Here is a 21604-nt window from a genome sequence, read left to right on the forward strand (position 1 = left end):
TTTATTAAAATTTAAGGTTGGCACCAAACAAGAAAGTGCGTTGTCTTGGATAAATTGTTTTATCAAAACCGTTATTTGTAATTTCAGGATCTAAACCACTGTATTTAGTAATTACAAAAACGTTTTGTACTCCTGTTGACAGTCTTAAAGAAACTTTTTCATTAATAACATTATCGAAAGTATATCCTAAAGAAATATTGTCCATTTTTAAGAAAGAAGCATTCTCTACATAAATATCTGACATCAGGACATTTTCAGTAGTCTGAAAGTTCGTTTCATTAATCTGGGTAGGTATATTATTTAATACTCCGCCACTTGTCAAAGAGTTGTACTGTGCTCTTGCGGCATTTACTCCATTAAATATATTGTTACCTATGCTTGCTCTTAAATTGAAAGAGAAATCAATTTTTTTGTAATTCATATTTGATGCAAATCCTAAAGTAACATCCGGATCAGGGTTGTTATAGATGTATTTGTCTGCTTCATTTTTGATATTATCACCGTTCAAATCAGCAAAAGCGCCATCAATTGGTTTTCCTGCAGTATCGTATAATTGTTTGTAAACATAGAAAGAATACGGAGTAAAACCTTCTCTGAAAATTTGTGTAGTACTTCCGTTTCCGGTGATGTTGTCTCCTAAAAATATATCAGAGTTAGAAGCTAATTCGCTAATTCTTCTTTCAAATTTAGATGCGTTAAAATTAACGTTCCATGAGAAGTTTTCAGTTTTAATAGCGGTTGCATTTACTGTAAGTTCAACCCCTTTTGTCGTAAATCTACCAATGTTTTGATATACTCTGTTAGAAAAATTACTTCCGTCAGATATAGCGACATTTGCTAATAAATCTTTAGAGTCTTTGTAGTAAGCATCCACACTAGCCGTGATACGATTATCTAAAAATCCAAAATCTAAACCTCCATTATAAGTAGTTGTTTCTTCCCATTTCAAACCTTTTGTTAGTCTGTATGGAAGTGCGATTGTAACGGGATCAGTTCCGAAATAATATTGAGAATTTCCTGTTCCTGATTCGTATTTTTTAAGATAACCGTTAGGTTCCGGAATATCCTGCTGACCTGTGATACCATAACTTAATCTTAATTTTACATCAGATAGTGTTTTGCTGTCTTTAAAGAAATCTTCTTTAAGTTTCCATGCAAAAGCAACTGAAGGGAAATTACCCCAACGATTTTCTTTATCAAATCTTGAAGATCCATCTCTTCTGTAAGATAAAGTCAGTAAATATTTATCTTTGAAGTTTAAGTTTGTTCTGGCAAAAAAACCGATTAAAACCGTTTCAGTATCTAAAGTAGTTTCAGGGAATGTTGCTGGTAAATTTATGTTTAAAACATTACCAGTTTCGAATCTTGAACTTTCAAATCTTTGGTACGAATAACCACCTGTTAATTCAACATTTAATTCGTCGAAAGTCTTGTTGTAAACTAAATAGGCATCCAATAATTTATTCTGTCTTTTTGCTTCAGTATATTCATTAGTACCATAAGGGAAGTTCTCAAGTGTTGGACCTGAACCGGCATTTGGGTTCACCAATCTTCTTCTGTCTCCATTAGATTCGTCGAAGCCTAAATTTACAACCGCTCTTACGTCCGGGAAAAAGTACAGCTTGTAATCTACTTCAAAGTTTCCGAAAAAACGGTTACTTTTTGCTATATCCCTTGTATTAAGTAATTGAGAAACAGGGTTTCTGGCTGCATTCGGGTTCAGGGGATATTTATTATCTACAGGAGCATTAAGGTATTCGAAGAAACCATCATATGGCGCACCTTCAACCCTTATAGGCTGTGTAGGGTCAAAACTAATAGCAGTTCCTTCTACAGCATCTGAAAATCTGTTCTTTTCGTATGCGTAATTAGCAGAAAGTTTTATCTTTAAGCTATTTTCAAAAAATGCAGGATTCATTACCAATCCAACAGTATTTCTTTTAAACTCATTTGTGATACGTAAACCTTCCTGATTTGTATTTCCTAAAGTAAGACTTGTAGGGATAATATCGAACAAACTACCTCTAACCGCTAAACTCTGATCAAAAGATGATGTGTTTCTGTAAATGGCTTTTTGCCAGTCTGTATTTGCTGTACCTAACTTACCTGAATCCTGAGGTCTTCGGTCTGCAATAAGTTTTCTGAATTCATCTGCACTAAAAACATCAACTGTTTTAGTAAGTTTTCCTGCACCAAATTGTGCATTATAATCTATTGATAATTTACTGCTTCCTTTTTTAGTTGTAATAATGATAACACCATTAGAAGCTCTTGAACCATAAATGGCCGTAGCAGATGCATCTTTTAATACGGTCATCGACTCTACTGTAGCAGGGTTTAAGGATGCTAAAAATGAAGCTGAACCAGTATTGGTTGCGTTTTCAAGTGGTAATCCGTCAACAACGATCAAAGGGTCGTTACTTGCAAAAAGCGAACTTCCTCCCCTGATTCTTATTTCAGATAAAGAGCCCGGTGCACCGGATGAGTTAATAGACAAACCAGCTACACGTCCGTTAAGAAGGTTTTCAGTAGTAATATTGTTTCCTTTATTAAAATCTTTTGTAGTAAGTGCTACTACAGAACCTGTTGCATCCTTCTTTTTTACAGAACCGTATCCCACTTGTACGATAACTTCCTGAAGAATATTAGGATCTTCCTCAAGTGATACAGTAATGTCTTTTTGGGTTCCAACAGTAATAATTTGAGTTGTATAACCTGTAAATGAAAAAGTAATTTGCGCTTGTTCTTTCAAGCCGCTAAACTGGAATTTTCCGTCAAAATCCGTAGTCATGCTTAAATTACCTTGAGATACTTTTATATTTACTCCTGGTATGGGTTGTCCGGTGCTTTTGTCCAGAACAACTCCTTTTACTGTGCTCTGAGCGAAAACACAGAAAGGAAGAAGTAATAATAAAAGTAAAAATTTGTTGTAAATTTTTTTCATACTTTTTTAAATTTATTTATTGATTCGGGTTTTGTGACTTAAGAGGCTTTGAACGAAAAATAAAATAATCCTTATTCAAACATTCCGGCTTATCAATTCACGCTGCAAAATTACGGATACAATGCACTCTTAAGACAGGGAAAAATTCATTTATAAAGGGGGGTAATTTCGTAAAAACACCAATATAAGTCATTATAAAAAACTCAGGCTTCAGTATTGTGTCCTAAAAAAATGACAAAACAAACAATCGACAATCTTAATAAATATTTTATAAAATCAGCCAAATTGCTGTTAAAACCAGTAATACATGGGCAAACAGCCTGTACTCTCAATATTTTAATAAAGAAAAAAAAGCACATAACCGATAACCTTATATTATTCTCAAAAACAAATGCTATTTTTACGCATTTTTAACAAATTAATAATTCGGAGAGTAAACAGATTTCAACTTTTTCAGATAAAATATTGATTCAGCTTTCAGTTTATACTCTTCTATTTTTATATCAAATAGCAGCAAGCTTTTAAAATTTATGAAGCTAAAGTCATTTATCATTCTTCTTCTTTGTCATACTATATTTGGACAGAATTATCCAATAAAACATCTGGATATTTCATCAGGGCTTTCTAACAATTCTGTTGCCACTATCTATCAGGATCAAAATGGTTATATGTGGTTTGGGACTTTTGACGGACTTAACCGATATGATGGAAATGATTTTAAAATTTACCGCCATGTTCATACTGACCCCTATTCTATTCAGGGAAACGCGATTAGCTGTATAGAAGGTGACTTTGAAAATAATTTATGGATAGGAACAACGGCAGGACCAGTAGTTTTTAACGCAGAACGATCTTCTTTTACTCCTTTACAATATTATGACACAAACAAAAAAGTCAAACCATTAAGTTTTACTGCCTACGAAATAATTGCTGTACATCCTTTACATATTATTCTGGTCGCTACAAAAGAAGCCGTCATACTTTTTAAGGAAGGTGAAAAAATTGGAACTGCAATACCCTTTAACGGTAAATTAAATTATATCGCAAGATCCATCGCTTATAATGCCAAAAAACAAATCTTTTATGTTTTCATAACCGGAACCGGTCTTTGTCAGTATGACATCAAGTCAAAAAAACTAACACTGCTTAACAATACGATCACGGGTACAAATTGCATTAAACTGACCCATGAAGGACTCTGGATTGGATCTGACGAAGGAGCTTATCTATATAATGAACACCTCAATACGTATTCTAAAAACTACTTCAAAATAAAAACAGTCGTACGTGATTTTTTCCAGCAGAAAAACCGGCTGTGGATTGCTACTGACGGAGCTGGACTATACACCATTACAAAAAATCAGACTACTCCTGTTTCATACCGTGCAAGCGGTCCTGTTTCGTTGCTTAAAAGTAAATCGCTGTATGATATATTTCAAAGCAAAAACGGAGAAATGTGGTTCGGATCACTACGTGGTGGCGTAAGTATGATGGGAGAAAAACCGCTCGATTTCAATCACTATAAAAATAAGGATGCCCTGGGCAATAAAGAAGGCGATAACCCTGCTAAAAACTTTATGCTTTCTTTCTGTGAAGATGAAAAGAAAAACATATGGATTGGAACTGATGGCGCCGGAATGCGCTATTGGGACAGAAAACAAAACACGTATGACACATACTCTACAACGTCATCTGCCGGCAGAAAAATCCAGAGCGATTTTGTGACCAGTATCGTCCGGGATTCTGACAATGCCATCTGGGTTGCAATGTGGAAAGGCGGAGTGTGTCGTATTGACCCCAAATCAAAAGCAATTCAGAATTTTTCAATTTATAATCAGTTCACTAAAAAAGCAGAACAGGAATCATGGGTGCTTTTTTTAGATTCGAAAAAAACATTGTGGCTTGGCGTTACAAATAACGGAGCACTATATCAATTCGACAGAAAACAAAATAAATTCATCTGCTACAGCAACAAACTGCGCGATGTTACTTGTCTCTACGAAACGAAAGACGGGAAAATATGGGGAGGAACTTTTAATTCTTTTTTTGAGATAAATCCAAAAACAAAAAAAGTAAAAACCTATCATTCAGACTATACTGTTAGATGCATCACCGAAGATCAAAATAAAAACCTTTGGATTGGAACTATAGAAGGAGGCCTGTTTTTGTACAACCGAAAAACGGGCACTTCTAAAAAGTACACCACAGAAAATGGTCTTTCTAGCAATACTATACTCCGCCTTTTAGAAGATACAAAAGGAAATTTATGGATGAGTACCTATGATGGAATTTCAAGACTAAACCCTAACAACAATACTTTCAGGAATTTCGGAGTATCTGACGGGCTTCAGGGCACTCAGTTTAGCTGGAATTCAGGCACTAAACTTTCGACAGGAGAATTTATTTTTGGTGGTATAAACGGGTTCAATGTTTTTGATCCTGACAACATAAAAGACAAAAAAAACACCGGCAAATTTTTATTAAATGATCTGCTTGTAAATAATCAGCCTTTAAAATCAGATAGCCCTTATATTACAGAAAAAAAACTTGAAATGATAAGCGCTGCTGAACTTCCTTATGAAAAATCGGCACTGAGTTTTGATTTTGTTTATCTGGATTATATCAATTCCGAAAAAATAAATACTGCTTATTTTCTTGAAGGATGGGACAAAGACTGGAACTATACCTCAAAAAACAACAGGGCAAGTTATTCGAGACTGTCAGAAGGAACTTATCTATTTAAAGTAAAAACTACTGACGTTTTTGGAAACTGGACTAATGAAGTAACGCTCGCCACAATAAAAATCCTTCCGCCATGGTACAGAACATGGTGGGCTTATACATTTTATTTAATTGCTGTTTGCGGTGCCATTTATGCGTATGTGGGCTATCAAAAAAACAAAGAAAGGCTTCGATACGAAATAAAACTTACCCGTATGGAGCATACAAAAGACAAGGAACATGCCGAAAAACAATTTTCTATGTTTACGTACATGGCACATGAGTTACGCACTCCCCTGTCTTTAATTATAAATCCGCTAAAAAGTACCATTGACAGAAAAAATAACTCTGAAGATGATCTTGACCTGAATCTCGCCTATAAAAATGCCAAAAGATTATTGAGCCTTACAGATCAGTTATTATTATTCAGGAAAGCAGAAACGGATCTGGATGAACTTAAAATTTCTAAGATTAACTTAAACAGCCTGTGCCGTGAAATCTATAACAGCTTTACGCAGATGGCAGCTGTTAAAAATTTAAATTATCACTTTATTGAAGAAAACACTCCCGCTGAAATATATGGTGATTACGAGAAAATAGAAATTACTCTTTTTAATATAATCTCTAACGCATTCAAGTTTACACCTAATGACGGAACTATAAGCATTGAGATCATCGAGAAAACTGACGATGTTTCTATTATTATAACAGATACCGGAAGCGGAATTCATGAAAACGATATTGATACTATTTTTAAAAAATTTAAGCAGATTCAGTCTAAAAGCAGTAACGGTTTTGGAATAGGCCTGTATGTGGCCAAATATTTTGTGAACAAACATCATGGAGAAATAACATGTACGAGTAAAGTCGGAAAAGGAACTTCATTCACTATTGTACTTCCAAAAGGAAGAACACATTTTGCAGAAATGAGCATCAATGAGAATCGTCATCAGATGTCACCTATTGTTGGGGAACTTCTTGAAGGAATGCCGGCAGATAATAACAGTACCTCTGAAAACAGTAATGAACTATCAAATCCTGAAAATATAAAATCAGCATTAATCAGTCCAAAGAAAGTTGTACTGATTGTGGAAGACAATACCGCAATGAATCATTATCTGGTAAAACTTTTCTCAAAAAATTATATTGTTTATTCGGCAGCTAATGGACTCGAAGGACTGAAACTGTTGCAAAAACACATGCCTGATATTGTACTGAGTGATATTTCGATGGAAGGTATGAACGGTTTGAATCTATGCAAAAAAATCAAACAAAATGATTATTCAAGCCATATTCCGGTGATACTTCTGACAGCTACAACAAGCAATGACATTCATTTACAAAGTATTAATGAAGGTGCAGACGATTATGTCACCAAACCTTTTGACAACAATATACTTTTGGCACGTGTAGATGCTGTCTTACGAAACAGAGGCCAATTGCGTAAATATTTTCTGGACAGCATAACACTTCGTGAAAATGGAAATAAGGTCCCTCTTGAATACAAGGAATTTCTGGATAAATGCATCGAAATCATCGAAGCCAATCTCGAAAACAGCGAATTTAATCTAAAAAGTTTCTCTGCTGCAATGGGCATGAGCCATTCCAGCCTTTACAAAAAGATTAAAGCAATTTCCGGGCAAACTGTAAACGGTTTTATCAGATCTATCAGAATCCGAAGAGCCGCAGTAATTATGCTTACTGAAAGCATTAATATCGCACAGGTTGGCCCTCAGGTTGGTATAGAAGATCAACGTTATTTCCGCCAGCAGTTCGTAAAATTGTTTGGCATGAAGCCTTCTGAGTATATCAAAAAATACAGGAATTCTTTTAATAAGGAATTGAATGTTATTCAAAAAGAAGATGATATTTTTTAAAATCTAAATCAAAGAATTACATATTCATATCGCTTATATATCTCTCTCAAAAAAACTAAATAGAATATGAAAACAACAGCAATGAAGCATCATTTATTGCTGTTGTTTATAAATTCACAAATTTATCAGAATCGCATTTTTTGAATTCTCATTGCATTTAAGATCGCCAGCAAAGCAACTCCAACATCAGCAAAAACCGCTTCCCACATGGTTGCCAGTCCTCCTGCTCCTAAAATAAGCACTACCGCTTTTACCACAAATGCCAAACTTATATTCTGCCAGACTATTTTTTTGGTTTGTTTTCCAATACAAATAGCTAATGGTATTTTCGAAGGCTTATCATCCTGAATTACCACATCAGCGGTTTCAATGGTAGCGTCGCTTCCGAGTCCTCCCATAGCAATTCCTACATCACTAAGAGCTACTACGGGCGCGTCATTTACACCGTCTCCCACAAAAGCAACTGTACCCATTTTCGCCTTAATTTCCTTTACCTTATTAACTTTATCCTCAGGAAGCAGATCACCAAATGAGTTATCAATTCCTAATTTATCGGCTACAAATTTCACTACAGCACTTTTATCTCCGCTTAGCATTGTAGCTTTTATATTTAATTTGTGTAACAGGCCTATAGTTTTCTGAGAATCTTCTTTTATGCTGTCAGCAATCGTAATGTAACCCACAAACTTTTTATCAAAAGCTATAGCAATAGTAGTGTACACAATTGAAGAAGTATCGACATCATAACTAATACCAAACTTGTCCATCAGCTTGAAATTACCCGCCAGAAATTCTTTCCCATCAATGAACGCTTTTAGCCCGTGTCCGGCAATCTCTTCGGTACTTTCAATTTTTATTGAACTGTCTGGTTCACCAACATATTGATGAATAGCCGTTGCGACAGGATGCGAGCTTTGTCTTTCAACAGCATTCACTATCTTTAGTATTTCATGCTTATCAAACTCAGGTTTAAAGACAGTTTCCTGAACTTTAAAAACCCCTTCGGTCATAGTGCCGGTTTTATCCATTACCACATTTTGAATACTGGCCATCACATCTAAGAAATTGCTGCCTTTAAATAAAATTCCATTACGGCTCGCTGCACCGATTCCTCCAAAATAACCAAGCGGAATTGAAATAACTAAAGCACAAGGGCAGGAAATAACTAAGAACACAAGCGCTTTATATAACCAGGTATTAAAATCGTAATTATGTATAAAGAAATAGGGCAAAAAACAAATTCCTGCTGCAAGCAATACCACAATAGGAGTGTAAATTTTTGCAAACTTTCTGATGAATAATTCTGTTGGTGCTTTTTGTGAAGTTGCATGCTGTACCAGCTCCAGAATTCTGCTTAGTTTACTCTCTGTATAAACTGTAGTCACTTTAACCTGAGCTGCTACATTTAAATTGATCATTCCGGCCAAAACTGTTTGTCCTTTTGTTTTGGTATCAGGTTTGCTTTCTCCAGTCAGTGCAGCGGTATTGAATGCAGCACTATCTGTCAAAAGTTCACCGTCAAGCCCTAACTTTTCTCCGGGTTTTAACTGAACTACATCTCCAATATTAGCATCTGCGGCCTTAATTGTTTTTGGTTTTCCATCCACCAGAATAGTAACTTCATCTGGCCTTTGGTCTAAGAGGCTTTTAATATTTCTCTGTGCCCTTGAAACAGCAAGTGTCTGAAAAACCTCTCCTACTCCATAAAAAAGCATTACAGCTACCCCTTCAGGATATTCTCCGATACAAAATGCCCCAATAGTCGCAATACTCATTAGCAAAAATTCTGAAAAAATGTCTCCACGAATAATACTCATTATTGCATCTTTTATAACTGCATAACCCACAATTAAGTAAGCCGCAAGATACCATCCTAGTCTTACTGATCCTGAAAACCACAACTGAGAAATCCAGTTATCCATGACAATTGCGGCAGTCAAAAGCATGAAAGACAAAACAGGCAAAAGAAACATTTTAAACATACCTCCCTCCATATTACCATGGTCATGCCCGTCATCGTGACTGTGTCCGGAATGGTCATGACCATCATCAGCCGAATGGTTTTCTGCACTTCTTTTTTTACCTACGTTTCCGTAAGCTTTTTCAGAATGTGCACAGCAAGATTGTTCTGTATTTTTGTGAGGCTTATTTTCCATGTTATTTTTTTATATATTATAATAAAGAGAACAATAAAGTCTCTATTTGGATTCCGTATTTTTTACATTATACTATTTTAAACATTTATCACATATTCCTTTGGCCAGAATCTGAATTTCATCAATCTGCAGCCTGGAATCGATGTTTTCAGGAAAAACAATTTCATCCTTACAGGTAGTTTCATGGCACTTTTTGCAATAAAAATGCAAATGCATATCTTTATGATTTTCCTGACTGCATATTTCTGCACACAGCTTATATTTTGTGGTATTTTCATCCAGAATTTTATGAACCAAACCGTTTTCCAGAAAGGTTTGTAATGTTCGATATATAGTTACTTTATCTGCTTTATGAAAATATTTCTCAATTTCAGCTAATGATAAAGCAGCTGTAACCGTTTCCAGATATTCATAAATTAAGATACGCATTGTAGTTAAACGAATATCTTTATCCTTAAAAACATCCTCAGTCGATTTTTTCATTTCAACTTACTTTACAGAACCAGAAAGTTTTAATTTAATCATGCCATTCGTAAATTTACGAAGATATTTCCCTTTCGTTTTCCTCTGATTCTATTTTAACAATTCAAATATTTTCATCCGGTTAATGTTCGTGCTCCCCTGAATTACTTAGCTTGGCATTGACAAAAAAGGTACCTTTCGTGACAATTTTAGTTCCTTCCGGAATTTCTTTCACAGGTGTAATTGCTGTATAACCTAATTCTGAAACTCCCTTTGAAACTTCAATTTTTTCAAAATTCACACTATTGGAAGCTATTTTTTTTTCTTTTTCTTCATTGTGTTTCTCACCAGATTCACCCTCTTCACCATGTTTATCATGCACTTGTAGTTTTTTATCCGTTTTGGCAAAAATGTAATATTTTCCATCTGCCTCAGCAATGGCATCATTTGGAACAGCAGCAGTCAAAACATTTCCGATACTGATCATGGCAGTGATATTCATTCCGTCTATAAGTCCTGTTTTATTTCCTGTAACTGTACAATGGATAGCAACTGTTTTACTTTCGTTCTCGAATGAAGAACCAATATTGAATACTTTCGCTGTATAAGAGGTCGTGGGATTATTGGTTAAGGTAAAATTTACTGTTTGTCCTATTTTTACCATCGGAAGATCTTTTTCGAAAACCTGAAGATCAAGATGAATAAGGCTGTTATCTACAATTTCAACTACCGGGGAAGAAACATCTACGTAACTTCCGATTTTAGCAAACTCACTGCTCACTGTTCCGCTTACCGGACTTGTAACGGTCAGTGCTGATCTTAAACCCGAAGCACTAATTCCTGCCGGATTTATTCCCATGAGTTGAATTTGTTTTTGAAGGGATGCTTTTCGTGCGCGAAGTGAATTCACTTCAGCCGTAGCACTTTGCAGGTTTTTTAAAGCTCCGGCATTTCCTTCCTGAAGCTCTTTCTGACGTCTCAACTCCTGGTCTGCCAGTATCATTTTACTTCCAATAGTCAGATATTCCTCCTGAAGCTGAATAAACTGCGGATTTTCGATTGTAGCAATCACCTGTCCTTTTCGAACGTGATCTCCTAATTGTACTTTGAGCGATTTAATCACGCCACCGTACAATGAAGTTGCATTGGCTTTATTGTTATTGGGTACTCTTAAAGCGCCGTTTGCTTTAATCGAAGCAGTCAGGTTTTTATTTTCAATAGTACCAAGAGTGATTCCAACAGCCTTTATCTGATCTTCTGTTAGAGTGGCAATAGTAACTGTTTCTTCTTCGTGTTCTTCTACTCCCGATTTTTCGGTTTCAGAATTACCTTCCTCCACATTATTTTTTTGTCCACAGCTAATCATTGAAAAAACTATGGCAGCAGCAATTAAAATTTTTATTTTGACTTTCATTTATGCATTATTTTAAATGATCTGATGAAATCCTGTTATTCTTAATAACAGAAATTGCATGACATTGTTATTTATTATTAAAGTAATTAAACTGAACAGCAGATTGATTGTACTGGTTTAAAATATCCAGATAGTTCTGGCGTATCCCAACAGCCTGGCTTAGAAACTGTCCTAACTCTGCAAAACTAATTTCACCTGATCTGTAACTTAATGTAGAAGCTTTTATGATTTCTTCTGCCTGTTTTAATCCGATAGTTTCATAATAGTTCAGCAAGGACAGATTCTTTTCTATTTCTGCAATTGCGGAAGCTTTCTGTGTGTGCATTTGCTGTGCCTGATAAAGCAGACTTTTTTCCTGCACTTCTTTCTCTGCCGAAGCCGCTTTTACTTTGTTACGCGCATAACCTGCCCCAAATAACGGAAAAGATGCTGTTGCCGAAAATCCCGTATAAGGATCATTTGCTCCCCATAATCGCTGACTGAAAACCCTTCCTGAAAATTCCGGCATATTGCTATTTCTCTGAACAGAAATATTCGATTCGGCAATTTTTACATTTTGTTCCTGAAGTACCAGAAGCGGATGAGCACCATTATTTTCAGATAGAACTACATCTGCTTTTCCTAACGGAATTTCTAAAGGAAGCAGCCATACATTCTGATTCAAAAGCATCATTAACTGTTGTTGCTGAACGGTCATATCCTTTTTATTCTGGTCCGAAAAAGCTTTTAATTCCTGCAGTTTTGCATCGGCGGCAATTTTGTCTAATGCTGCTACATCGCCAGCTTTTAAACGAACTTCTGCCGTTTTAAAAAGCAATGTATAAATACTGTCCAGACGTTTGTATAATAATTGTTTGTCCTGAAGGTACCACAGTTTATAATAAGCCGTTTGTACCTCTCTTTTAATTGTGGCATTTAAAAGTCCGGTGTTTAATTCGGCATATTTTAACTGTTCATTAAAATAGTCTTTTCGTGCTGCATAAAGACCCGGCCATGCAACAGCTTGTGAAATTCCGATTTTTAATATTCCCGTATTATCAGACGGCCTGAGATCTTCATTCTCTGCAAATATTCCGGTTTTCGGAATATCTACAGCCGTTTTTACATTCAGCCCGGCTGTTCGGATTTCAGCTTCATTGACTCCAATCTGCTGATTGTTTTTTAAAGCCATTTCTACCGCATGATCCATTGAAATCCTTTCCTGCGCATTTGCAGATCCTAAACCTGTCAGAAAAAAAAGTATTATAATTGTTGTATTTCCCATTTTAAATTTTCCATTAAAATTGAATTTAGAATTAAAAATAATATACAGCAAAGGCAGTACAAATAAGGTCAAAAATGTAGCGGTTATCAATCCGCCAATTACTACTGTTGCCAAAGGTCTCTGAACCTCTGCGCCTGCACTGCTGCTGATTGCCATTGGCAAAAATCCTAATGAAGCAACTGTCGCAGTCATTAATACGGGACGAAGTCTGGTTATTGTTCCTTCCTTTACTCTTTCAAAAATATTTTTCATGCCTTCTTTTTCAAGCTGGTTGAAAGTTCCAATCAAAACGATTCCGTTCAATACAGCAACGCCAAACAAAGCAATGAATCCTATTCCCGCACTAATACTAAATGGCATTCCGCGAAGCATTAAAGCGAAAATTCCGCCAATGGCACTCATCGGAATTGCGGTAAATATCAAAATAGCCTGTTTGAAAGAACGAAATGTAAAATACAATAATCCGAAAATCAAAAGCAGCGAAACCGGAACCGCAATCATCAAACGTGCATTTGCCTTTTGAAGATTTTCAAACTGACCTCCATACGTGAAATAATATCCTGGCGGCAATTTTACTTTTTCCGATAATTTCTTCTTAATATCTTCAACAACGCTTTGAACGTCGCGACCTGAAACATTAAATCCTACTACTATTCGACGTTTTCCTGCTTCACGGCTTATTTGTGCTGGTCCCAATTTATAATTGACATTTGCAACCTGAGAAAGCGGAATCTGATTTCCTGTATTAGTAGGAATCATCAGATTGCTTACATTGTCAATTCCACTTCTGTGAATGCTGTCCAGACGAACAACGAGGTCAAAACGTCTTTCATTTTCATAAACCTGACCTGCGCTTTTTCCCGCAAATGCTGTACTGACTACGTCATTTACGTCCTGGATTGTCAGACCATAATTGGCAATTCGGGTTCTGTCGTATTCGATATTGATTTGTGGCAAACCGCTCACTCTTTCAACTTGCGGAGAAGTTGTGCCTTCTACATTCTGAATTACTTTGCTGACTTCTTTTGCATAAACGGAAAGTGTATCCATATTTTCACCGAAAATTTTAACAGCAACATCTTGTCTAATTCCCGTCATGAGTTCATTAAAACGCATCTGGATTGGCTGATTTTTTTCGAAGAAAACACCCGGGATAACTTCCAGCTTTTCGGTAATGGCATCAGCCAGTTCATTATAATCCCTGCCAGATTTCCATTCTTTTTGAGGTTTTAAGACAACCATCAAATCGGTTGCTTCCGGAGGCATCGGATCTGTTGGGACTTCTGCCGCTCCGGTTTTTCCGACAACCATTTTAACCTCCTCAAATTTCTTGATAATTCGGGATGCCTGCATTGAAGTTTCGATACTTTGGTTTAAGGAACTTCCCTGCGGAAGAATACAGTGAAAGGCATAATCGCCTTCCTGAAGCTGCGGAATAAATTCTCCTCCCATTCGGGTAAAACAGAAAATAGCAATCACAAATAAAAAGCTTGTAAAACCAACTACCGCATATTTAATATTGATCACTTTTTGAAGTAATGGCTGATACATATTCTGTAATTTCTGCATCATTTTATCACTGAAATTTTCTTTGTGATTTGGTTTTTTGGATAAAAATAAAGCACACATCATCGGGATATAAGTCAGAGACAAAATCAAAGCTCCAAAAATCGCAAAACCCACAGTCTGCGCCATCGGACGGAACATTTTTCCTTCTACGCCAACAAGAGTAAGAATCGGAATATAAACAATCAGGATAATAATTTCTCCGAATGCAGCACTCATTCTAATTTTAGAAGCCGACTGAAAAACTTCTTCGTCCATTTCTTCCTGTGTAAGACTTCTCATTGTTTTTCGCATTCCTAAATGATGCAATGTTGCTTCTACAACAATTACGGCTCCATCGACAATAAGTCCGAAATCAATCGCCCCAAGTGACATTAAATTGGCACTTACACCAAAAACATTCATCATTGCCAAAGCAAATAGCATTGCTAACGGAATCGCTGAGGCCACAATTAAACCTGCCCTAAGATTTCCTAAAAATAAGACCAAAACAAAAATCACAATCAAAGCTCCTTCTACAAGGTTTTTCTCTACGGTACTGATTGCTCTTCCAACTAAATCGGTACGATCCAGAAAAGGTTCGATTGTGACATCATCCGGAAGTGATTTCTGGATAGTAGGCAGTTTTTCTTTGATGCGTTTTACAACTTCATTACTGTTTTCGCCTTTGAGCATCAGGACTACGCCGCCAACGGCATCTACTTCTCCGTTATAGGTCAAAGCTCCATATCGAACTGCTTTTCCAAATCTAACTTCGGCAACATCGCTTACATAAATTGGTGCAGCTCCGGTATTTTTTACCACGATCTTTTTTACATCATCCAATGAAGTAACAAGGCCTATTCCTCTGATAAAATAAGCATTAGGTTTTTTGTCAATGTAAGCCCCTCCGGTATTTTGATTGTTTTTCTCAAGTGCGATAAAAATATCCGGAATACTCACTCCCATTGCTTTTAACCTGTCAGGATTAACGGCAACTTCGTATTGTTTTAACTCACCACCGAAACTGTTTACCTCTGCAATTCCGGGTGTCCCGTATAATTGTCTGGCAACAATCCAGTCCTGCATGGTACGAAGGTCTTTTGCATTGTATTTATGCTTGCTCCCTTTCTTAGGATGAATGATATACTGATACACTTCTCCAAGACCCGTACTTACCGGAGCCATTTCTGGTGTGCCGGCACCTTGGGGAATTTGATCCTGTGCTTCCTTTAGTCTTTCATTAATAAGCTGTCTGGCAAAATAGATATCAGTTTCATCATCAAAAACCACGGTGATTACCGAAAGTCCGAATCGTGAAATACTTCTGATTTCCTGAATTTTTGGAACAGTGGCTATACTTTGTTCAATAGGAAAAGTCACTAATTGCTCTACTTCCTGTCCCGCGAGTGTTGGACAGCTTGTAAAGATCTGAACCTGATTGTTCGTGATGTCAGGTACGGCATCAATTGATAATTTAGTTGCGCTCCATACGCCCCAAATTATCAAAAGCAAAGTCATTAAACCAATAACGATTTTGTTCTTTATACTGAATTTGATTATATTATCTAACACAATGTAATTTGTTTTACGCTTAGAAAATAGTCTGTTCCCACCCAAAAGTGGCGAAAAATAGGAATGTGCGCTAACAGATTGCATGACTGCAAAATTAATTTACAGCATGATTTTTAGTGATTCTTAAACAAAAAATCACTAACTGAAATACACATCAAAGAAAATTAAACGAAAAATTTAGGAGGTTCCCATATACTTCCGGAGTATCTGGAAATAATCTGGCAGTCTTTTATAACTATTTTTTTAAGGATAATAATGGGTTGCTGAAAATTAAATTCCGGCATTTTAAAATTAAATTTAACAACCGAAACACTGCAGCAAGAGCACTGGCAGAATGGTGTACAATGATCATCCTGATCGTCATTATGATTATGTGATACCTCTTTCTGATACGATATGGAATCTGCACAATTATTATAAACATCACTACACGGAACTAAAAGAAGTCCCAGGATATACATTAATAATATTGTTGTTTTCCATTTCATATTAGACAAATGTATAAAAAAATTTATGCAATCAGATTGCAAAGTGGTATACTGCACAACAATTGAGCTTAATTATGTAACCAGTTATTCCAATTATATAAAATAAAACTAGCTAATCCATGTAATTTTAAAATAATTAATACAATAAGATCACTTAATAAATAAAATCATGGAAAACTTAATCAATCAGGAAAATCTTGAAGAAATCAGAGAATTTATTGAAGATAAAATTGCGGATGTGCCGGGCAGCTATATACTAATTGGTGCAATTGGCTCCTTGCTTTTATCTTCATACCTTGATAAAACGGGTAAAAAACAAGCGGCTTCTGCAATTGGAAAATTAGCTATTCCTATCATAGGAATCGGACTTGCCAAATACAAAGATGTAATAAAATCTGAGATTGAAAATCAGTTAGAAAAAGTGTAGTCTTAAAAAATCAGCATTTTTTTCATTTTATTACTTAAGTTGTGCCCATCAATAAAGCCTGAGATTTACCTCAGGCTTTTCTATTTTAAATTATAATTCATTTAATGTATATGAGATTATGTTCACTATTCCACACAAAAATTCCTTAATCCAGATATAAATGAAAGGTACATTTAATCGAATTTTTGATATCCTTTTTATTCAAAATCCTATATTGCGGCAGATTAAATTGGAAATAAACTTCTGTATGAAATCAAAAACAAAATACAATTAAGAAAGAAAAATCTTTCTTAATAACAGTTTTTAAAAATAATTTTAAAATTATTCGATAGCATCATTTTACAAAAACTATGTTAGTTACTTTTTCAGAATAAAAAACAATATATTATTAATCAAATAAATGCATCAAAAAAAACAATACCATCTTTACAAATCATTATTTATTAAACTAAGATATCTTCAAAAAAACTAACAGCCTTATAAAAAAATATTTTGTGTTTTCTAAAATAATTGTATTTTTGCACGCGAAATAAAAAGAAGGTCCGTTCGTCTATCGGTTAGGACGCCAGGTTTTCATCCTGGTAAGGGGGGTTCGATTCCCCCACGGACTACTTAATTAAAGACAAAGCTTCAGGGAGATCTGAAGCTTTTTTTATTTTAAATAATTTCGAACTTATACCAATAAAAAATTGTAAGGTGTGGAACAATGCACATTTTGAAAATACTTTACATTCGGAGAAGCAAAGGAATTTTACTTCCTATCCACTGAAATCATATTGACTTATCTTCAATTACAATTTTAACTCTATAATGCACACTTTTATCTCTGTGAAAATTGGATGATATTGTATAGATAACCGGTCCTTTTGAAAAATCGTGCTGCTCACCAATAGAGGGCGAGATACTGTATTTATTGTTGTCTAAATCAAATTGTTTTAAGCTGAGTATCAAACTCTGATGTACAGCGGGAATGGTTATTTCAATCTCCCCATATTTTTTTTCTTCTCCTTTCACTAATTCAGGATGTACTATTTTGATGTTCATAAGGGAAACTTCAGATAAAGGAAAGCTTTTCAATTGGGCATTTTCTAATTCGGGATCAGGTCTCATTTCATTTGAATCTTCTCCCTGGCATGATACCATCAGAAACAAACTAATAAACTGAAATGCTAAAAAAAACTTGGCTATTTGGGGTTTCATAGTTAACGGGCTTTATAGATTTGATAGAATTAGAAGCGCTATTCCGGAAATGCAGTTACGCTTTTTTTCCAGAGAAAAAAAAACGGATATCGGTTAAATTGGCTTGTCATGAACAATTTGCTTTTTTATAAAATATTTTTTTTGTAATTATTTACAGCACAAATTAGTAAAAAAAATATTTATTTTATTACAATTTAGCTTTATTTTTCTTTTATTTTTTTGAAATTTTGTGATATACAAAGCTACTTCACCAACCTGGAAATTAAATCACTATAAATAACAATTTGATTAAACCGTCTAAATAGATACAACTTATTCATTCGAAATTCTATCGAATTTGTAAATCTTCAAAATAGGAAGTTGTTTCGTTAATTAATGCCTGCATCAATTCAGTGGCTTTTGTGTGTTTTAAAACAGGTGCTATTTGACCTCCCCAAAATAAAATCATATCCCATTTTTGCTGGTCGAGGGCTGCTTTTCGCAATGAGGACATAAAGGTGGTCTGCAACGGAAAAGGTAATATATCTGTTTCTTTTCCTGTAAGTTCTTTTGCTATTCTACTGGTTATTCCGCGGCCGAGTCTTCCTGTGTAAGCGCGGGACAATGTTGTATATTTTGCCGCATCGGAGAATAACATTTGTTTGTGAATGGATAATGCATTCGATTCATCTACGGCTAAAAATGCGGCCCCAATCTGGGCTGCACTTGCTCCCAACGCTAATGCAGCTGCGACACCTTTTCCATTCGCGATTCCGCCAGCTGCGATAACCGGAATTTTTACTTTTTCCCGAATCAATTGCAATAAAACAAAAGTCCCCGTTATAGATGATTCTGCCGAAGCTAAGAAAGAAGGACGATGCCCGCCTGCTTCAAAACCTGATGCAATAATCATATCAACACCTGAATTTTCTAAAAAAATGGCCTCATCTAAAGTGGTGGCTGTCCCAACCGTTACAATTCCTAATTTACGGCATTGCTCCAAAACATCGGCCGGCAGTGCACCAAACATAAAACTGAATACTTTAGGTTTTACTTTCAAAATCACTTCGAGCTGGTTTTCAAACCGGGATTGAAAAGAAGCCGGTTTCTCCGGTAAAGGAATTCCGGCTTCATCAAAATAAGGTTTATATAGTTCTTTGGCTTTATTAAATTGTTCGTCAGTTAAACCCGATTCGGAAATATCATGATCAGATACCCACAGATTTAAATTATAAGGTTTATTAGTCGCAGCTTTAATCTGTTTGTCTGTTTCAAAAATTTCCTGCGGACTCATTGTATAAGCTCCGTATCCGCCAAGGCCTCCTGCATTTGACACGGCTGCAGTTAATGCAACCGATGATAAATTACCTCCAAAGGGTCCCTGAAGTATGGGATATTGAATTCCAAGTAACGCTGCTGCTTTTGTATTGTACCACATGACTTTTAGTTTTGAAATTATTCACTTGTATGTGTCAGCAATTTATTGACGATGATCCATTTTCCGTTAATCTTATGGAAAGATAAAAAATCCCGATAATTAAAATCGTACATCTTTAAACTTAATTCTGCTGATGCAATGGAGTTTATCACCTTTATATTCAAAATTTCACCTTTAAAAGGTTTTCCGGAATCTTTTGGACTCTGTCTGTTTTTCACCCCATCCAGATATAATGCTATGGTTTTGAAATAAGGTTCTCCTTTCACATCCCCAAATAGCAAAGCTTCCGAATGAAATACACTTCCCAAAAATATTTCATCTCCTTCATAAATCCCTTTAAAATATTGGTTTTCAATTGCATTTGTAATTGAGAGAACCTCTTTTTTCTGATTTTCCATTTTGATCGTATTTTGTGCTTTTAAACCCTGAAAAATACAGAGCATAAAAGCAGTTAATAAAATAATTTTCATTTTAGTTTAAATTGTGCCCTGCGGCTTTTCCTCCGTCAACGTTGATAATGGAGCCAGTAATGAAATTGCTTTTCGCGACTGTGTAGACCATTTCGGCTACATCATCTATTTCTCCTACCCTGTTCAATAAATGCACACCAGCACTCTGATCTACTGTATCTCCATGCATTGGAGTCCTGATTACACCCGGAGCAACGGTATTAAAACGAATATTTTGTTTTCCAAATTCGGCTGCCAATTGAATCGTCAGGGAATGGATAGCGCCTTTACTTGCCACAGGTGCCGAAGCCGGCCAACCACCTAATCCGTGGTTTACCAAAGGAGTCCCAATATTTATGACAACACCGCCTTTTTGCTCCAGCATCTGAGGAACGACAGCCTGAGTGGTAAAATAAGTTCCTTTAAGATTGGTAGTCAAAAATTTATCCAGATAAGCTTCGTCAACTTCCAAAAAGGGTCTGCTGTCAAAGATGCCGGCATTGTTAACCAACACATCAACAGAACCAAATTTTTCGATTGCAATTCTAACTAATTCTGCTCCGGTTTTTTTATCACTTATATCTCCGGCAAACATAGCCAGATTATCACCTGCCCCAAATTCAGCATAAGCCCTTTCTAATGAAGTTTTTGTTACCGAATTGATTACCACATTATCTCCTCTGTCTAAAAAATATTGGGCTATTCCTTTTCCAATACCTGATGCTGCTCCTGTAACTATTATGGTTTGCTTTTTCATGGTCTTTATTTTTTATCGGCTGTAATGCCTTTTTCTCTTAATATTGATGTTTGTTCTCCTGCGTAACCCCAATTGTCTAATTCTATTTCCTGAATTACGATGTGGGTTAAATGCGGGTCTTTGTTTAATACTTCTGTAATTAAACCGGTAATCCCACTGATTAATTTTTGCTTTTGCTCCCGTGTTATACCTTCACGGGTCAATTCGATTTTTACGTAAGGCATGGCATTAGTTTTTAGACTGTTCTGAGATGGCTTCGGCAGTGATATTAAAATCCAATTCGAAGTCGTTATAAATCAATGTATCACCTAAATCTTTGAAGAAATTCCCGGAACGAAATTTAATATCATATTTAGTACGGTCAATAACAAGTTTACCGGTAAGGGTAATTGCATTTGTGCTTTTTCCAACTACAGCTTCAAAGCCGGCAATGTGTGTAATATCTTTTATGGTAAGGTTACCTTCTAGATAAAAAGTATCGCCTGATAGTTCCTTTACTGACGAAATATCAAAAGAGGCTGTTGGAAATTTTTCGGTTGAGAAAAAATCATCTGAAGCAAGATGACCTGCGAATTGCGCATTTGCTGCCGGATCTGTTATATCCAGAATTTTAATTGAAGAGGTGTTAATGATTACATTACCTTCTTTTACTTTTCCATTATCTAAAATGAAATTACCTTCTTTGATACCAATTGTACCATTATGTGCACCGGTTACTTTTCTTCCGGTCCATTCTACGCTGCTGTCTGAGCTTACGATTTTAAAATTTATTGTTTCCATTTTTATTGTATTTAAAAGTACAATGCAAAGGAACGGCGACTATGAAAATTGGTTACGTGATGTAGATCACATTCTAAATGTCCTAGCCCCGATAGAAGTGAAAATCCTTTTGTGGTGGGGTTCGCCAC

At 35.7% G+C, this 21604-nt stretch carries 14 protein-coding genes and 1 tRNA gene; 3 read left to right on the top strand and 12 right to left on the bottom strand.

From position 1 onward, the window contains the following. Positions 1-4 precede the first annotated feature (4 nt). Positions 5-2944, bottom strand: a complete 2940-nt coding sequence (locus K8B81_RS15285; RefSeq protein WP_223682431.1) for a SusC/RagA family TonB-linked outer membrane protein — start codon at positions 2942-2944, stop codon at positions 5-7. Positions 2945-3474: 530 nt separating this feature from the next. On the opposite strand from K8B81_RS15285, the gene K8B81_RS15290 reads away from it, so the two are divergent. Next, complete coding sequence (locus K8B81_RS15290; RefSeq protein ID WP_223682432.1) at positions 3475-7542, top strand: hybrid sensor histidine kinase/response regulator transcription factor; 4068 nt, start codon at positions 3475-3477, stop codon at positions 7540-7542. A gap of 125 nt (positions 7543-7667) precedes the next feature. Here the strand turns inward: K8B81_RS15290 and K8B81_RS15295 are convergent, their stop codons facing one another. The 5 genes from K8B81_RS15295 to K8B81_RS15315 all read right to left on the bottom strand — a co-directional run bounded on the left by K8B81_RS15295 (position 7668) and on the right by K8B81_RS15315 (position 16446). Next, positions 7668-9698 carry a heavy metal translocating P-type ATPase gene (locus tag K8B81_RS15295; protein ID WP_223682433.1) on the bottom strand — a complete coding sequence of 677 codons (2031 nt, stop codon included), beginning with the start codon at positions 9696-9698 and terminating at the stop codon, positions 7668-7670. 72 nt (positions 9699-9770) lie between these two features. Further along, positions 9771-10181: a Fur family transcriptional regulator gene (locus tag K8B81_RS15300; protein ID WP_223682434.1), complete on the bottom strand. Its 411-nt coding sequence runs from the start codon at positions 10179-10181 to the stop codon at positions 9771-9773. Positions 10182-10302: 121 nt separating this feature from the next. Continuing rightward, positions 10303-11574: an efflux RND transporter periplasmic adaptor subunit gene (locus K8B81_RS15305; RefSeq protein ID WP_223682435.1), complete on the bottom strand. Its 1272-nt coding sequence runs from the start codon at positions 11572-11574 to the stop codon at positions 10303-10305. A gap of 67 nt (positions 11575-11641) precedes the next feature. Beyond that, positions 11642-15958, bottom strand: a complete 4317-nt coding sequence (locus tag K8B81_RS15310; RefSeq protein WP_223682470.1) for a CusA/CzcA family heavy metal efflux RND transporter — start codon at positions 15956-15958, stop codon at positions 11642-11644. Between the two features lie 164 nt (positions 15959-16122). After that, positions 16123-16446: a DUF6660 family protein gene (locus K8B81_RS15315; protein ID WP_223682436.1), complete on the bottom strand. Its 324-nt coding sequence runs from the start codon at positions 16444-16446 to the stop codon at positions 16123-16125. 169 nt (positions 16447-16615) lie between these two features. Between K8B81_RS15315 and K8B81_RS15320 the strand changes: the two genes are divergently transcribed. Together K8B81_RS15320 and K8B81_RS15325 are read left to right on the top strand one after the other, a co-directional pair. Next, positions 16616-16873, top strand: coding sequence for a hypothetical protein (locus K8B81_RS15320; RefSeq protein WP_025571614.1), 258 nt, complete (start codon positions 16616-16618; stop codon positions 16871-16873). A gap of 539 nt (positions 16874-17412) precedes the next feature. Continuing rightward, positions 17413-17484, top strand: a tRNA-Glu gene (locus K8B81_RS15325). A gap of 160 nt (positions 17485-17644) precedes the next feature. Here the strand turns inward: K8B81_RS15325 and K8B81_RS15330 are convergent. The 6 genes from K8B81_RS15330 to K8B81_RS15355 form a co-directional block, all read right to left on the bottom strand. After that, positions 17645-18073, bottom strand: a complete 429-nt coding sequence (locus K8B81_RS15330; protein WP_223682437.1) for a hypothetical protein — start codon at positions 18071-18073, stop codon at positions 17645-17647. 328 nt (positions 18074-18401) lie between these two features. Beyond that, a complete protein-coding gene (locus K8B81_RS15335) occupies positions 18402-19490 on the bottom strand; it encodes an NAD(P)H-dependent flavin oxidoreductase (RefSeq protein WP_223682438.1) in 1089 nt (362 codons plus the stop codon). 17 nt (positions 19491-19507) lie between these two features. Then, positions 19508-19960: a nuclear transport factor 2 family protein gene (locus tag K8B81_RS15340; RefSeq protein WP_223682439.1), complete on the bottom strand. Its 453-nt coding sequence runs from the start codon at positions 19958-19960 to the stop codon at positions 19508-19510. Position 19961: 1 nt separating this feature from the next. Then, complete coding sequence (locus K8B81_RS15345) at positions 19962-20696, bottom strand: SDR family NAD(P)-dependent oxidoreductase (protein WP_223682440.1); 735 nt, start codon at positions 20694-20696, stop codon at positions 19962-19964. Positions 20697-20701: 5 nt separating this feature from the next. After that, entirely contained in the window at positions 20702-20920 is a 219-nt protein-coding gene (locus tag K8B81_RS15350; RefSeq protein ID WP_223682441.1) for a tautomerase family protein, read from the bottom strand. A 4-nt stretch (positions 20921-20924) separates the two neighbouring features. Next, entirely contained in the window at positions 20925-21476 is a 552-nt protein-coding gene (locus K8B81_RS15355) for a YceI family protein (RefSeq protein ID WP_223682442.1), read from the bottom strand. Positions 21477-21604: the final 128 nt, after the last annotated feature.

It is taken from the genome of Flavobacterium hibisci, from assembly GCF_020026925.1.
GTDB lineage: Bacteria > Bacteroidota > Bacteroidia > Flavobacteriales > Flavobacteriaceae > Flavobacterium > Flavobacterium hibisci.